This window comes from Streptomyces phyllanthi, assembly GCF_009377205.1.
In the GTDB taxonomy this organism is placed as follows: domain Bacteria; phylum Actinomycetota; class Actinomycetes; order Streptomycetales; family Streptomycetaceae; genus Streptomyces; species Streptomyces phyllanthi.
This window is the reverse complement of the sequence record NZ_VJZE01000186.1, coordinates 1-15,910: the sequence shown is the minus strand read 5'-3', so window position 1 is coordinate 15,910 and position 15,910 is coordinate 1. Positions and strand designations below refer to the sequence as shown.

At 68.9% G+C, this 15,910-nt stretch carries 9 protein-coding genes and 2 pseudogenes; 6 read left to right on the top strand and 5 right to left on the bottom strand.

Going from position 1 to position 15,910, the window contains the following annotated elements; translation table 11 throughout:
- On the top strand, positions 1-1,301 hold a 1,301-nt coding region (locus FNH04_RS24405), incomplete at its 5' end, for a site-specific integrase (protein WP_322723722.1).
- Positions 1,298-4,417 carry a DUF6262 family protein gene (locus FNH04_RS47855; RefSeq protein WP_322723720.1) on the top strand — a complete coding sequence of 1,040 codons (3,120 nt, stop codon included), beginning with the start codon at positions 1,298-1,300 and terminating at the stop codon, positions 4,415-4,417. The genes FNH04_RS24405 and FNH04_RS47855, both read left to right, overlap by 4 nt.
- A gap of 97 nt (positions 4,418-4,514) precedes the next feature.
- Here the strand turns inward: FNH04_RS47855 and FNH04_RS24390 are convergent.
- Positions 4,515-7,130: pseudogene (locus FNH04_RS24390) on the bottom strand (Helicase associated domain protein).
- 3 nt (positions 7,131-7,133) lie between these two features.
- Entirely contained in the window at positions 7,134-7,907 is a 774-nt protein-coding gene (locus FNH04_RS24385) for a hypothetical protein (protein WP_322723719.1), read from the bottom strand.
- A gap of 246 nt (positions 7,908-8,153) precedes the next feature.
- Here FNH04_RS24385 and FNH04_RS24380 point away from each other — a divergent pair, with 246 nt between their 5' ends.
- Positions 8,154-8,633 (top strand): hypothetical protein, encoded by a 480-nt coding sequence (locus tag FNH04_RS24380; protein WP_228031594.1) that lies wholly within the window; start codon positions 8,154-8,156, stop codon positions 8,631-8,633.
- A gap of 28 nt (positions 8,634-8,661) precedes the next feature.
- On the opposite strand, the pseudogene FNH04_RS47850 reads toward FNH04_RS24380, so the two are convergent.
- Both FNH04_RS47850 and FNH04_RS24375 read right to left on the bottom strand, forming a co-directional pair.
- Positions 8,662-8,932 (bottom strand): annotated as a pseudogene (locus FNH04_RS47850) (DEAD/DEAH box helicase family protein); the annotation flags it as partial.
- A gap of 6 nt (positions 8,933-8,938) precedes the next feature.
- The gene (locus FNH04_RS24375; RefSeq protein WP_322723723.1) at positions 8,939-9,703 is read right to left on the bottom strand and encodes a transposase family protein; all 765 of its coding nucleotides are present in this window, start codon (positions 9,701-9,703) and stop codon (positions 8,939-8,941) included.
- A 206-nt stretch (positions 9,704-9,909) separates the two neighbouring features.
- Between FNH04_RS24375 and FNH04_RS24370 the strand changes: the two genes are divergently transcribed.
- The 3 genes from FNH04_RS24370 (at position 9,910) to FNH04_RS24360 (ending at position 12,490) form a co-directional block, all read left to right on the top strand.
- Positions 9,910-10,653, top strand: a complete 744-nt coding sequence (locus FNH04_RS24370; protein WP_152787673.1) for a hypothetical protein — start codon at positions 9,910-9,912, stop codon at positions 10,651-10,653.
- Between the two features lie 428 nt (positions 10,654-11,081).
- Positions 11,082-11,846, top strand: a complete 765-nt coding sequence (locus FNH04_RS24365) for an ISAs1 family transposase (protein ID WP_228031593.1) — start codon at positions 11,082-11,084, stop codon at positions 11,844-11,846.
- A gap of 482 nt (positions 11,847-12,328) precedes the next feature.
- Positions 12,329-12,490 carry a hypothetical protein gene (locus tag FNH04_RS24360; protein ID WP_386576350.1) on the top strand — a complete coding sequence of 54 codons (162 nt, stop codon included), beginning with the start codon at positions 12,329-12,331 and terminating at the stop codon, positions 12,488-12,490.
- A 225-nt stretch (positions 12,491-12,715) separates the two neighbouring features.
- Here FNH04_RS24360 and FNH04_RS24355 read toward each other — a convergent pair.
- Positions 12,716-15,910: WD40 repeat domain-containing protein (locus tag FNH04_RS24355; RefSeq protein WP_152787671.1), on the bottom strand; the 3,195-nt coding region annotated here is incomplete at its 5' end.

Genomic DNA, 15,910 nt, shown 5'->3' with positions numbered 1-15,910 from the left:
GTGTGGACTCGGGGCCAGGAGTGCCGTCACCGGGGCGGTTCCTGGTCCGGAGGGGGCGGCGCATGGTGGGTGGCCGGTTGGTGGTGGGCGAGTTACGGGTGCAGGAGATCGTCCGCGGGGACGGCCGGGTCTGCTACACGGTCGTGGACACCGACTGCACGTTCTTGGCGGAGGCGGACGGGTTCTTGCGTACCTGCGCGGCGGGTACGGATCGTATGTACGCGTATGTGCTGGTGGATCATCTGCGGTGGCTGCGGTTCGCGGGGCTGGACACAGGGTCGGTGTCGCTTGAGGATCTGCGGCACTGCATGGCAGCTCTGGGAGCGCACTACCCGGGGCCGTTCGGTCTGCCGTGGCGGGAAGGCAAGCGCCCCTACGGGCACAGCGCACTGAAGGCCGCGGCGGCCTGCCTGAAGGGCTTCTACCTCCGCCTGGGCACCCTCGGCGTGAACCCGTCGCTGGCGGAGGCGCTGCGCGTCACGCGGCTGCCGACGCGGGCGGATAGGCGGCGGGCGATGCTCGGGCACGTCCTGCACAGCATGCCCGCCAACCCGCTCGCGCCCGCCGAACAGGTGCGCCGGCATCCGAAGATGCTGCCCGAGGGTGCCCGGGAGATGTTGCTGGGGGCGGCCTCGTGCGCGCGGGACCGGATGGTGGTCACGTGGCTGGCCGACGGCGGTTTCCGGATCGGTGAGCTGTGCGGGCTGCGCCTGGTCGACCTGCACCTGCGCGAGCGGGCCGCGTGCGGTCAGTGCCGGGGGCCGCACGTGCACATCTGCCACCGTGAGGACAACGCCAACCGGGCCCGGGTCAAGACCAAGACGCCCTGGACCTGGCAGGACGACGCAGTGCGCGGCGGGACGGTGCGCCGGGCGAGCCCGGCGATGATCCACACCTACTTCGAGTACATCACCACCCAGTACCCCGCCCAGACCGCTCACGGCATGCTCCTGGTCAGCCTGCACGGCTCCTCCCGCGGGCAGCCGTGGACCACCGCCGCGGCCCGCGGCATGCTGCACCGGGCCGCGGCATGCTGCGCCGGGCCGCGGCATGCTGCGCCGGGCCGCGGCATGCTGCGCCGGGCCGCGGCCCGTGGCCAGATCGGCCGGGTGGTCCCGCACGCTTTCCGGCACAGCTTCGCCACCGCGGTGCTGGACGCCGCCCGGGGGAACGCTGTGATCGCGCGAGAAGCCGGCGGCTGGGCCTCGGCCGCGACCGTCGAGCAGGTCTACGGCCACGTGGACGTCCATGACCCGGTCTTCACCGCGGCGCTGGAGCAGGTGTGGGGGACACAGCCGTGATCCCGCTGACGCTGCTGCCCGGCCGTACCGACGCCACCCCTATCGGCCGCGACCGGCTCGAACTGCTCACAGCCCTCATCGACGCCCCCGCATTCGACCCGCTCTTCCGCGACACGCTGATCTTCATCCCGCCTCACCACCCGGTCTACGCCTGGCAGTGCGCTGTTGACGGCTGCATGCGCATCCGCCGGGTCAGCCACAATTTGTGCGGCACGCACTGTCTGGAGTGGGAGCAGGCCGAGCGGGCGGGGCAGACCAAGCGCGCCTTCATGGACGCGGCCACCGCTCTGCCTGCGGCGCGGGGAGTGGACTACGGCCGGTGCCTGATCTGTCCCGACCGCCCTGCGGTCAGCCCTACCACCCGGCTGTGCCAGCAGCACCAGACAAGATGGCAATACGGCGCGGCAGCCGATGTGGACCGGGGCCAGTTCGAGCACTGGGCCCGCGCACAGCACCCGTTGCCCAGTTATGGCCTGTGTACGGCTCGCTGTCCGTTCCTGGCATGCACCTCACTGAGCCTGTGTATTCAGCACCTGAGCCGCTACAACCTGGATGACGTCCGGGAGCAGCCAGATCGCAGAACCAACGCGGGCGCCTCACGAACGGCCAGCCACCTCCCGTTGTCTACGGTGACGAGGACGCATTCCATGCCTGGTGCGCTAACGCCGAGCCGGTCACGCAGCCAGGACTGGTCAACCTGCACGGCCTCCCCCGTTGCTGCGGGCCGAGATCCAGTGGGGCTGCATGCCCACGCCCAGTGCGCTCAGCACTCCGAGTGGACCACCAATGGCATCAGGAACACGATCAAGCACTGCTGGCGTGGCTCATTCACCTCACTGATGGACCTGCACGACGGAAGCTACGCAGGCCTGACACGCAAGCAGATGGACTCCGAGGTCCGCACAATCATCTGGGAGATCATCAACGGTCTGCGCTGCGTCTACTACAGCCCCTCAGACACCAAGGACGCCGGCTTCCTGGAGACCGATCACTTCGGACGACGCTTCAAGAATGCCCGGAGCCACTTCAACATCACCGCCGTACCGCAGCGGTGGCTGCGCGACCTGCTCTGGGACCATTTCGCCGAGTGGCTCCGGTCCCCGCAGTGCCCCCGTACCAGAGGCCCCTTCGACCAGATGCGCCGCGCCGCCGTCGAACTGGGTGTCTTCCTCGAAACCGATGCCCCCGCCGCCGGCCACGACCCCACCGTGCTGCGCCGTGAGCACGCCGAGCGGTTCGTCGCCGACCAGCGCCACCGCGCCCGCCACGGCCTGCCGTCCCTGGGCATGGTCCTGGTCGACGGACGATCCCCCACCGTCACCGACTTGACCTGTCAATTCGTCTTCAACGGGGCACGCAAACTGCTCTACAGCGCCATCACCGCCGGCCACGCCGAACGCTGCGGCATTGACACCGGCTTCCTGACCGTCATCCCCTTTGGCGGCGCCGGCCTCAAGCAGCGCTCCCGCAACCCCTTCAGCGACGACGTCGCCCGCGCGCTGATGGACGAGACCAACCTGCGCCGCCTGGAGGAACTCGACCTCAACGACCGGGGCCTGCGGGACATCTGGGAGACCATCGTCGCCACCGGGCGCCGTTGCAGCGAGGTCGTCCAACTGCGGCTGGACTGCATCGGCCGCTACCGCGGTCTGGCCATGCTGTGGCACGACCAGACCAAGGTCGGCAACTACAACGAGGGCATCCGCATCCCCGAGCCCGTGTACCAGCGCCTCGATGCCCGCCGCACCAAGACACTCCAGCTCTTCGAAAAGCGCTACGGCCGCATTCCAGCGGCTGCCGAACGCCCCGGCCTGGCTTTGTTCCCCTCCCGCATCCGCAACCCCAACGGCCGGCAGCCGATCTCCTACGGACACTTCAACGAGCGTTTCAGGACCTGGATCGCCGGCCTCGACCTCGGCGGCGCGTACGTCGCCCACCAGGCCCGCCACACTCTGGCCGCCAACCTGCTGCGCGCCGGCGCCACGCTCACCCACATCCGCCGCTACCTCGGCCAGCTCTCCGAACGCATGGCCGAGCACTACGTGAAGATCACCAACAGCGACCTCGAAGACGTCCTGAACACCGTCTGGGTAGCCGGGCCCGGCGCATCCAACCCAGGCGAACTCCTCTCCGGCGACACCACCCCCATGGGCCGCGAGACAGCCCTCGCCCTGGCCCTGGGCCTCTCCCGCCGCTGCACCCCCGCCGACGGCGGATTTTGCACCTACCAACCCGTCGGCGACGGCGGATCCTGCCCCTGGAAACTCGACTGCGAGAACTGCGACAACTTCGTCCTCTCCGGCGCAGACCTCCTCTACTGGCGACGCAAAGCCGAACAGTGGCGCTCCATCACCGAGAACGCTCCCGACGACGCCACCGCCGACTACCTCCACACCGTCTTCGAACCCACCGCCAAGGCGATCAAAGGACTCGAGCAGGGCCCTGGCCGCCCTCGGCGTCCTCGACGAAGCCCTCACCCTCGACCTGCGGCGCCCCCAGGACTACTTCCACCGCACCTGGAGCACCGCTTTCCGCGCCCGAGACCTTGCCGCACTGCAGGCCCCCGACGACACAGGGCAGCCATGAGTACTCCCCGCACCGACGCGGCCGTCCGAGCCCGCCGCCAAGCCACCCAAGAGATGCTTCAACGCCTCCAGACCGCCCTGGCGGCCATGGCGCGCGACGATACCCCTGTCACCGTCGCAGCCGTTGCCCGTACCGCCCGCGTCTCACGCACCTTCCTCTACCAAAACCAGCAGGCCAGAGCCCTTGTCGAGCAGGCCACCCGCAGAGGCAGATCCCAACCCGGAATCCCCCACAGCCGCAGCCGCACACAGCCCCGCCTGGAGGGAGCGCGCCCTCAACGCCGAAGAGGCACTCGCCCAGACCCAGCGCGAAATCCTCACTCAGCGCACCCGTATCGCAGAACTCCTCGGCAAGATCCGAGACCTCGAACACGATCTCCCCGAAGGCTCACTGCAGCGCATCGTCAGCGAGAACACCAGCCTGAAGCAGCAAGTACGACAGCTCACCCAGGACAACCAGCGCCTCCAAGAGCGTCTGGGCAGCGCCCGCCAGAACAACCGCTTCCTGGACAAACGCGTCGCAGATCTTGAAGCCCAACTCGCGCCGTATCTCACCGCCCCACCTCCGCCACCGTGACCCAGCCTCGGTGCATCGCCAGACGAGGACGGCACGCTTCCTCGTTCGTCATCAGGCCCAATCGATGCCGAGTTCGGTGAGTGCGGTGCGTTGGTCGTGGGTGAGTTTGTCGCGGCGGGTCTTGGTATTCGATAGCCATACGCCGAGCTTGTGCTGGTGCTCCTGGCCGTCGATGACGACGCATTCGATGTGTCCCCTCGGCACTGCCCTCTGGGCGCCCTCGCGCTGGATCCACTGGGCGAGGGCCGCCAGACCGCGCTGGAAGGGTGACGTCTTCCCGCCGCCCTGGGCCGTCGGGGCCAGGGCGGGCCGCTCGGAGGGTGTCACGCCCAGTGCCGACAGCCGTTGCTGCTGCTCTTCGGACAGCTCCGCCCAGCTGTGGCGCTGCCGTTGCAGCCACCTGCCCAGGTCGTCGCCCTCGAACAGCACGCCCGGCTCGATTGAGGGCAGGGTTCCGCCGGGTTCGTCGGCGGCGAGGTCGGTGAGGACGCGGTAGTGGCGTTGCCAGTCGAGTGGCCAGGGGCAGTTCCAGTCGGGGTCGATCGCGGCCAGCTGCACTGCGCGGGCTGTGGCGCGTTCGGGGTTCTTGCCGAGGCCGTGGGTGCGGCGGAGGTTGGCCATGTGCTCCCCGACCGGGACCAGTTCGCTGTCGGCGCCGCCCCATACGGCGTCGCGCCTGGGGGCGAGGTGACCGTGCGCGCGGCGGTACGACCGCAGTACCGCCAGCTTCTGCTCCCAGGCTTCGTCGCCGGGCTCCCACACCATCCCGGCCTTGTCGAGCAGGGTCTTGCGGTGTCGTCGAGTTCACCGGCGCGGTACACGCGCCGCTGCTGGTGGACCCACCGCCCGAGCGGGAACGCCTTTGTGACGCTGGCCTCGGTCTCGGTGTCGTACGGGACTGCATACAGGCCGGCCATGCCGTTCTCCTGGCGCCATCGGCGGAGAGCCTGGTAGCCCTCGAGCCGGACCAGGGAGTCGGGCCGGTACACCCGGGTGCGCAAGAACGCTGCGATCGTCGTCGCGTCCCTCGGGGTGGAGAAGTGCAGCAGCGCTGACTCCACCGAGCCCTCGGTCTCGTCCTGCCTGCCCTCGCTTTCGGCCGTGGTGGCGATGATGGGCCCGTCCTCGTCCCGCTTCACGTGCACGTGCCGCTGCCCGCTGGTCAGCGCCCTGCTGGCGAGCTGTTCGACGAGGCGTTCGGAGTGCGAGCGCAGGCCCTGGAGGACGGCCGCGAGGGGGCGGAACGAGGCGGAGGCGACCATGTCGGTCGGGTCCTCGCCGGGCTGGAGGAAGACGGGGACGATGATTCTGGCGGTCTTGGTCGTGCCGTCGGGGTTCGGGCGCAGCGCCCGGCCGATGTTTTGCACGATCTCGACCTGGGAGCCGCGGGTGTCGGCGAAGCAGATCGCCTCCACACCGCGCTCGCCGACGATGTCGACGCCTTCGCCCAGGACGCGTACAGAGGCGAGGAAGGCGCGGTGCACGCGCCGGCCGGCCACGTCGACGCCGTTGGCGAACTGGTGGAGGACGTCGCGGCGTTCGGCGACGAGGTGGTCGCCGCACAGCCACGCCGACCACACCCTCTCCGGGGGCACGTGGCGGCCGGCCTCCAACTCGTAGAACTCCGCGTCGATCGACGACTTCGGCAGGGCGTCCGCGTCGGCCAGGGCCTCGTCGGAGACCTCGGTGGCGTACAGCCGGGCTGCCGTCTGTGGCATCTTCTCCGCGAACGCGGCGGCTTCCTCGACCCGCTGGTGGAACGTCATGACGGTACGGAGGTTGTGCCGGGCGGCGTGTTCCAGGAGCGCGGTCTGCAGCAGTGCCAGGCGCCGCCCGCGCAGCGCCTCCTCCGACAGCCCGAGGACGGGGGAGGGGTCGCGGATCTCCAGCACGTCGATCTCGAACCCGGCGAGGATGCCCCGCTCGACGGCCTCCGACAGCCCGAGCTCGAACCGCCATTCACCGTACGGGCCGTCCGGGTCGCTGGCCATCGTCGCGATCTCCAGCTCCTGGCCGTCCGCGCCTTTCTGCGGGCGGGGGGAGGCGAGGATGCGCGGGGTCGCGGTCAGGTAGAGCCGGAAGTCGGCCGGGATCCGGCTGTTGTCGTGGATCGCCGCCCACGGCCGCCCGAGATCACCTGCGGTTGAGTGGGCTTCGTCGACGACGGCGAGGTCGAAGCCGTCCATCGTCTGCCCGTACAGCTGCTCCCCGCCCGCCAGAGCGGCCTCCAGTGGCCCGCGTACCTTCGCCCGGCCCGTGACATCCTCGGGATCTTCGCGGTCCACGAGCGAGGCGTACGTGGCGAACACGACCACCGGCCCCCTCCCCGCCCACAGCGCCAGCTGGATCGCGTTCGTGGTGGTCCGCACGCCGAGCTGCTCCAGGACCTCGTCCTTCTCCAGCGAGCACACCGCGACCATCGGCCCGTTGTGGCCGACCCTCCGCCACGCCTGGGCGGTCTGCACGAGCAGGTCGAGGGTCGGGACCATGACGAGGATCCGTCCGCCCCTGAAGCACTCCAGCGCGGCCCACGCGGCGGTGATCGTCTTCCCGGATCCGGTTGCGGAGACGACGGTGCCGCGGAGCCCAAGGTGACCTGGCGGGGAATCCCGCCCACGCACGGATGCGCGAGTTCGCTTCCACCTGGTGTTCTCGCAGGCTGATCATCCGTCAGCGCCCTTCGGCGGTCGGCTCTGAGGTGTCGTGCGGCTGAGGGCCAGGCGCTGGTAGCTGCTGGAGCGGCGGAGTCTGCTGTTTGCGGCGCCGGCGGTGTTCGCGCTGCGCCTGGGCACGGGCGCATTCGCGGGTGCAGTACTTGATGCCGCTGGTGCGGTTCTGTCCGTATGCGGCGCGGCCTCGTTGGCGTACGAAGTTCCGGCGGCAGGTCTCGTTCGCGCATTCACGGATCGTGGCGTCCTCGGCGAGGTGGTTGTAGAGCTGGAGGAACGCCACGGCGAGGATGGTGGGGTAGCGGTCGCTCAGGCTGCCGATGCCGATGCTGAACGGCTTGAGCGCAGCGTTCAGTTCGCTCATGAGGTCGCTGATTCTGATTTCCAGGACGAGTTCGCGCAGGTGGTCCAGGTCCCGCGGCCAAGCTTCCTCACGGTCAGCGTTGCTTGCTTGCCACTGCGCCAGCTCTTCCTCGGACACCTCGGGCTCGATGAGCGCGTCGAGCCCGCCCTTGCGCCGCAGGGCCAGCCAGGTGGTAATGGCAGCCTGCGCCTCCCGCATGAACAGCGTGGCCAGTTCGCCGTGCAGGGCGAACGGCGCGCGGGGGTGTTCGCGCTCGGCGAGTTCTTTGAGGTGCTCGTAGACGTCGACGTCCCAGCTGCCGGTGTTGATGCTGCCGCCGAGGTGTCCGTAGATGCGCATCAAGGCAGCCACGGCGTCGAGGTCCTCGGGGTCGACCTCCATGAACTCGCGCAGGTAGAAGTCCTCCGGCACGGGGACCGTGTACGCGCGGGAACGGACCTGCGGGGTCCAGACGATCCACTCGCCGTCGGCCCGCGCCCCCCGAAGAGGCATCAACTCCGGTGTCGGCACGGGCGTTCCGGGCCAGAGAGTAGGACGAAAGCGTGGGTCAACGTATGCCGCCATGAGGAGCATCATAGCTTCCAGGAGGGTAGGACGAACTATGAATCCTTCGTATCACGCACTTGGATCGCGGAACTTACCCAAGGGGGGGCCAGGGTGACGCAGTGGCAGGACCGCCAGGCGATAGGCGAAGCGCACGAACGTCGGGTGGCAGCCGCTCTGCGTGCCCGCGGCTGGACCGTCCAGCCCTGCGGACAGGGCACCTACCCGCCCGCCGTGCGGGAAGCCCTGCGCCGAACCCGCTCCGCCCTGCGGCAGTTCCCCGACCTGATCGCCGCCCGCGGCAGCGACCTGATCACCATCGACGCCAAAGACTGCATGCCCAGCACCGACACCGACCGCTACGCCATCAGTAAAGACACCGTCAATGCCGGCCTCCTGTTCACCGCGGCCCACGCCCCGACCCCGCTGTACTACGTCTTCGGCGACCTCAAGGTCCTCACCCCAGCCGAAGTCGTTCACTACACCGCCCATGCCCTGCGTCACCGCAGCGGGGCCTTTCATCTCGTCTGCACGGAGCGAGCGCACCGCTTCGACGACGTTTTCGGATCAGAAGGCGCGCTGGCTGCGGCATAGCAGTCGCGGTTCACAAGAGGGGCGCGAACACGACCGGCCCTTCCCCGCTCACAGGGTGAGTTGGATGGGGTTGGTGGTGGCGCGCACTCCGAGCGCGTTCAGCACGAGGCCGTTCTCCAGCGAGCACACGGCGACCAGCGGGGCGGTGCGGTCTGCCTTGCCCCGGTTCTGGGCGGGCAGGTCCAAGGTCGGCACCATCACGAGGATCCGCCGCTCCGGAAGTTCTCCAGCGAGGCCCAGGTGGCAGTGATCGTCTTTCCGGAGCCGGTCGCGGACACGATCGCGCCACGGAGCCCTTTCCAACCTCAGGCTGACGTGGCCGGGTGGATGGCCAGGACCGCCTTCACGACGTTGGTGATGCGGGTCGTGCTGCAACGGAGTTTCCGCAGCAGGCGCCACTGCTTCAAGGTGGCTATGGCCTGCTCACCGACGGCGCGGATCCGCGCGTGGGAGACGTTGACAGCCCGTGGACCGGCGGACAGCGTGTCCCGCCGGCCGCGGTGGGGAACGCGGATCGTGCCCCGCGCACCCTGGTAGCCCTTGTCGGCCCGGCAGCGGATGCCCGCGCTGGTCAGGGCGTCGACGATGCCATGCGCGCGGGCCGCCTTGATGTCGTGGACTGCACCGGGCAGCGCAGGCGAGGCCCATAGCAGCCGGCCGGACGGATCGGCCAGAACCTGCACGTTCATGCCGTGCTTCTTGTGCTTGCCTGAGTAGTAAGGGCGGTCCGCGGCGATCCGGTCAATGGGCGGCAAAGTGCCATCCAGGATCACGAACGCTTTGGTGCTCGCGCGGCTGACGGCCCGTTGAAGCGTGGGGGCGAGCCGGGCCAGAACGTCGATGGCCTCGGCGACGTACCGGTGCGCGGTGGCGACACCAATGCCGAAAGATGCGGCCAGGCGGGTGTAGGTGTCACCGCAGCGCAGGTGAGCCAGAGCCAGCAGGGCCTGGTGGACCGTCGGCAACCGCCGCCAGCGGGTTCGCAGCTGCACGCGTCGCACCGCCAGGTGCCGGGACAGCAGTCGGAGCGCTGCACTGGACAGGTCGATAGCGGACGGGTACGCAAGCACGACGAAGCTCCTGGCGGGACAACGGGTGGTTTTGGTCGTGAACCCGTCTATCAGGAGCTTCACCGCCACGTATAGCTCAACAGCGCTTGGCTGCGGCCAGGTTGGCAAAGGCAGGGGCATGCCGACGTATCGGTGCCGCTGGAGCCGCCGGATGGGTCGCGCTCCCCCTGAGGTACGTGCTGATCGGTCTCTGTTTAGATCTCCGCATGACGGACTGGTCTCAGCTTCACCACGCATACGGGACCGCGGAAGACATTCCCGGCCTGCTCGACGCAGTCGGCCCGGACCCGCGGGATCCGGGCTGGGACGCCCTAGCCTCCCGCCTGTACCACCAGGGTGGCGTCTACTCGGCCAGTTACGCTGCCCTGCCGAAACTGGCGGAGAAGGCCAGACAGTGGTCACTCGCTGAACGGCGCATGCCGCTCTACTTGGCCAGCCAGATCGTGGCCAGTCGCGACATCCGGGACGAGGTCGTGGATCCCTTCGTCATCCACTCTGCCGTGATCGCCGAACTGCTGGCGCTGACAGAGCAAGCACTGGGTGACCCCGCCCTCGCCGATGACTCCCTGAACTACGTTCAGCTCCTGTCGACCTTGCTCAGCTTCGAGGGAGTCGAAGGCTGGGGCGAGCACCTCGACCAGGTGAACGGAGAGGAGTACGAGGTCCCCTGCCCAGCCTGCTTCTCGGAGAACTTCATCGTCTTCGGAGAGGGCGGCCACTACTCCACCGCCGACGAGATGTACTTCAAGCGGCCACCAGCTCACACGATCCCGCTCCAGCCTCAGGACCTGGCCACCGCTGAGGGGCTGCTACCCAGGCTCCACGCACGCGCCCTCTCCGATGGGCATCCCGAGGTCGCAGCCAAACTTCCCTACGTATTCGGCCACGCCCACTGCGTCCACTGCGGTGACCTCTTCAGCGTCCCAGAGGCAATTCTCGCCCGCTGGTAGGCCAAGCACTTCCATCCTCACGGGAGGCCCTTGACCTGCAACTTCAGGATGGAAATGGCTCACGGAGGTCCTGAAGGGCATAGAAGATCTTGCAGAGAATTAAACCAAATTGCGGACACGCATGTTTGCGCCTAATTAATATTCCGGAAGCTCAATGCCCTGAATTAAGAAAGCCTCTTCGGGTGCTTTTGTGGCTGCTTCGGGAAAATATCGAAAGGCGGTGCGGATAGCATTTCGTTCCCGCCCATCATGCCAGGGTTCGTTGCATGATCGGGGTTCGTCCGGATCGTCGGGCTGGTTCGGAGTCGCGTCGGACGTCCTGGTTCGGGCAGAGGGGGACGCAGTGCAGACACGGCCCCGGTGATCATGTGAGTGTCGAAGTCCCATGAACACTTGGTGAGTCCGTGCCTGCTTCTGCATCTTCCACCATGCCTGCCGCGCTGGACCAGCTGACCCAGGCTTCCGTCCCGGTCCCGCTGACGGACGCGGTTGCTCTGTCCGGCTTCCTGGGCCTGGTGCCCGATCCGAGAGGTGTTCGCGGGCGCCGTTACCAGCTGTCCGCCCTGGTCACCGCAGCCGCGGCGGGTGTGCTGGCCGGCGCCCGGTCGCTCACCGCGATCACCGAGTGGATCAGCGACGCCCCTGCCTGGGCCTGCCGGGCCCTCGGCTTTCCCCTGGACCCGCTGACCGGCACCGTGTCCGTCCCACACCCCCACACCCTGCGCCGTCTCCTCGTCCAGTTGGACGGCGACGCCCTGGACCAGGCAATCGGAGCCTTCCTCGCCGCCCGTACCACCCCGACCGGCCCCGGACTGCGGGCGATCGCCGTCGACGGCAAGGCCCTGCGCGGCTCGCGCACCGCCACCACCCCCTACATCACCCTGCTCGCCGCGATGGACCACGCCGGTCACGTCCTGGCCCAGCGCCAGGTCGCCGACAAGAGCAACGAGATCCCTACCTTCCAGCCCCTGCTGGACTGCATCGACCTGACCGGCACGATCATCACCACCGACGCCCTGCACACCCAGCACGCCCACGGCACCTACCTCCGCACCCATGGCGCCCACTACATCGCCCAGGTCAAGGCCAACCATCCCGGCCTGTTCGACCGTGTCCGCCGCCTGCCCTGGACGGTCGCACCAACATCGCCGCCGCCCTCCGCTACACCGCCCGCGACTACCGCAGATCCCTGACCGCCCTCGGCCTCACCGGATGAACCCGGACAGACCTCGATCACGGACACGGCGCGCGGTGGACCGGGGGTCATCCCAGTTCGGCGAGACCGCGGATGATTGCGGTGCCTGAGCGGATTGTCCAGGTTCCGCTGCCGGGCGGAGTTTCGTCCGAGCGGGCTTTGAGGCCTTCGACGTCTACGGCTGTCGGCCACCGGGTTGTGTACTGCGACCAGCGAACGCACCCCGCTGAGATCGATGTCGGTCAGCTCGGCGGTGCTCAGATCGGCGCTGGTGAAGTCGTTCAGGAAGGTGTGCAGCGAGACCATGTCGAGCGCGGGCAGCTCCTGGCGAAGTGCTCGGCCGATGGCCTGGCAGACCTCGGCGGTACGGGACTTCGACGATGACGGCGACGAGGTCGACCGCTGCGCGCCTGCGGTCACGGTCGCGGGTGCTGACGGGGGCGAGGCCGCGAATCGCGGGCGATCAAGAACGATGTGTCCGTGGTGGTCAAGGTCGAGCTGCCGGACGCGGACGAGCCGGAATCGGCGCGGGCCGGTGAGGCCGACCTCGTCATCGAGAAGAACAGGTTTGGGCCGACGGCCCGTGTGACCGTCGCCGCGCAGCTCCACTACTCGCCGTTCGTGGACATGGCCCACACCTGAACGACCGCCGTGTTGGATCTCAAGTTCGGCTGCACAATCTCACCGTCCGCTTCATATCGACTGCACTCATGAAGCCGACCGTAAGACACAGCACGTCAGCGGCATGCCTGATCCTGGTGGGGAGTGGCGGAGCCCGACGCATAGGGGCCGAGAGTCTCACGCCTGTTCGCGTTGCCATCCGATTGGTCAGCCGCTGGGCTCGGTGCTCGACTTGCGTTGTACCAGTCAGTCGCGCGTGGCTGGTGGGCAGCCGGTTTCGGAGTTCCATTCGGCCTTCTGGTCTGGTAGGTAGCGGGTCTGTTCAGTCGTGGTGAGATCGCGGCCTATGGCGCGGCAGATCTTGCTGAGCGCCGTGGCGGGGGCGGGGAGGGCGGCGTTCCATACGCGTACGGTCTGGTCTGCGCCGGCGGTGGTCAGGGTGCGGCCGTCCCGGCTCCACGCTATTGAGGTCACGGTGTCGGTGTGCCCGGACAGTGCGGCCATGGTCCCGCCGGTGGCCGTGTCCCGCAGCAGCACCTGGTGGTCGGTGCTGGCGGTGGCCAGTGTGCGGCCGTCTGGGCTGAAGGCCACCGCACCGGCGGATCCGGCCAGGCTCCTGAGGAAGCGGTGGCGTGAGGAGGTGCCGTTGCGGTGCCAGATCACCACGGTGCTGTTGCCGCCTGCGGCGGCCAGGGTGCGGCCATCAGAACTGAACGCCAATGAAACGAGCGGAGCGGTTTGGTCGGTCAGGCTTTGGCGGAGGTGGCCAGTGACGGTGTCATACAGCCGTACCCGGCCTTCAGCCCCTTCCACGGCCAGCGTGCGGCCGTCCGGGCTGAATGCCAAGGGGCCTTCACTCCCCTCCTTTCCCAGGTGTGTGCGGAGGCGGCCGGTGGAGGTGTCCCACAGTTCTGTGCCACGGCTGGGACTGGTGGTGGCCAGAGTGTTCCCCTGCTGGTTGAACGCCATCGAGGGTGGGTCAGAGTTATAGGTGGTCAAGCTTTTGCGGAGGCGGCCGGTGGAGGTATTCCGCAGTCCTATGCCGTGGATGTCGTTGTCGACGGCCAAGGTGCGACCGTCCGGGCTAAGTGCCAACGCAGGCTCTGCAGCCCCGGCATTCGGCAGACTGACTTGGCGGCGGCCGCTGTGCGTATCCCACAGACCCACGGTGCCGTACCGGCCACCGGTGGCCAGGGTTCGGCTGTCCTGACTGATCGCCATGGACTCCGCGTCGTTGAGGCGTCGGGTGTGGATGGCCCGCGGGTTGACTGTGATGTCCCACATCCGCACGGTGCCGTCGTCGCTGCTGGTGGTCAGGGTGCGGCCGTCGGGACTGAACGCCATCGCGATGACCGGGCTGGTATGTCCGGAGAGGAGTGTACGGAGACGGCCCGTGTCGGCGTCCCACAACCGCACGGTGTGATCTCCGCTGGTGGCCAGGGTGCGGCTGTCCGGAGTGAACGCCACCGAGTCGAACGAGCCGGGGAGGCTTTTGCGGAGGCGGCCGGTATCCGCGTCCCGCAGTTGCAGGGTCTGCTCCCTGCCGCTGGTGGCCAGGGCCAGGATGCGGCTGTCCGGACTGAACACCACGGCATTGAACGGGTCGCCGGTGGGTCCGGGGAGGCTTTTGCGGAGGCGGCCCGTGCCTCTGTCCCACAGACGTACGCCGCCGTCGTGGCTGGTGGTGGCAAGGGTGCGGCCGTCCGGGCTGAACACCACCCACACACCCGGGCCGATCTGCCGGGGCAGGCTTCTGCGAAGGCGGCCTGTGTCCGCGTCCCACAGACGTACGCCGCCGTCGTGGCTGGTGGTGGCAAGGGTGCGGCCATCCGGACTGAACGCCACCGAGAACACCCCCACCCCAGACTCTGTGCCGGCCTCTTGGCCTCGTGGGCGCACTGAGGTGCGGTGGCGGCCGCTGTCCGTGTCCCACAGACGCACGACGCCGTCGATGCCACCGGTGGTGGCCAAGGTACGGCCGTCCCGGCTCCACACCATTTTGGTGCCCGGTTCGTCGTCTGCGCGCCACTTGTTGCGGAGGCGGCCGGTGCCGGTGTCCCACAGCGACACCCCGCCGTCGCCGTCACTGGTGGCCAGGATGCGTCCGTCGGGGCTGAGCTCCACCGTGTCTACCGGGGTGGAGTAGAGGTGTCGGAGTGTCTTGCGCAAAGGCAGGGCGGCGGCGGTGTAGAGGCTCTCCAGGGCCTCGGAGGTCGGGCTCATTCGGTAGGCGTGAACGGCCACCAGCGCGGCGAGTTCGGGGTCGGTGGTGAGGAGAGCGGCCGATTGCGTGGCGAGTTGGCGGGACAGGGCGACCTGCCGGGCGGTGTCGGCGGCCTGGCGCTGCCGGTCGCTGGTCCGGCTCTGATGCCACGCGATCAGGCTCGCGGTGACGGCGAGGACCAGCAGGACGGACAAGGTCGCGGTGAGTGTCCGCAGCCGCCGCGTGACGCGGGCTGCGGCGCGTAACTGCTGTTGATCGGCGGCCAGGCTTGCTGTGAGGAAGGCGTCTTCCAGGTCGGTCAGATCGCCACGGTGCGGGGCGCCGAAGTGTTCCTGGGCGGTGGCCAGCCGGCTGCCCCGGTACAGGGCGCCGGCCTCGCGGCCCAGTTCGTGCCAGGCGTGCGCGGCCTCGGTCAGTTTCCGGTGCACGCACAGCCGTTCGCGGTTGTCCTGGATCCAGCCGCGCAGCCGGGGCCAGCCGGTGATGAGGGCCTCGTGGGCGAGTTCGACCATGTCGCCGTCGAGGGTGAGCAGCCGTGCCCGGACAAGTGCCTCCAGCACGGGGGCGGTTTCCTGCCGGCCGGTGGTCTCCAGCTCCGCGCGCTGGGCTGGGCGGCGGGTATCCGGGGTGCCGTCGCCGGGGGCGATCAGACGCAGCAGCACCCGGCGGGCGGTCACCGCCTGGTCCTTGGTGAACCGGTCGTAGACCTGTTCGGCGGTCTTGGCGATCGCGCCGTCCAGGGCGCCGGCCGCCTCATAACCGGCCAGCGTCAGCGTCTTGCCCCGGCGGCGGCGCCAGGTCTCCAGCAGCACGTGCGACAGCAGCGGCAGCCCGCCCGGCGCGTCGGCGACCTCCTTGACCAGCCGGGCGGTCAGGGCCCGTTCCACGGTCAGCCCGGCGGCCGTGGCCGGCTTGACGACGGCGTCGCGCAGTTCCGCCGGGCTCATCGCACCGGCCAGCACATTGGCGTCGCGCAGCGCGTCGGCCAGGTGGCGGTGCTCGGCGCAGTGGCCGTAGAAGTCGCCGCGCACCGCCAGCAGCACCCGCAGGCGGCTTGCCGGCTGCCGGGCAGCCAGCAGCAGATCGATGAAGCGGGCGCGCTCGTCCCCGTCGTGGCAGAGGGTGAAGACTTCCTCGAACTGGTCGACGATCACGAACGTGTCCGCCCCGCTGCTGCCCGCAGTGCTGGGGGTGAGGAGGGGTGCGTGGGTGCGGGC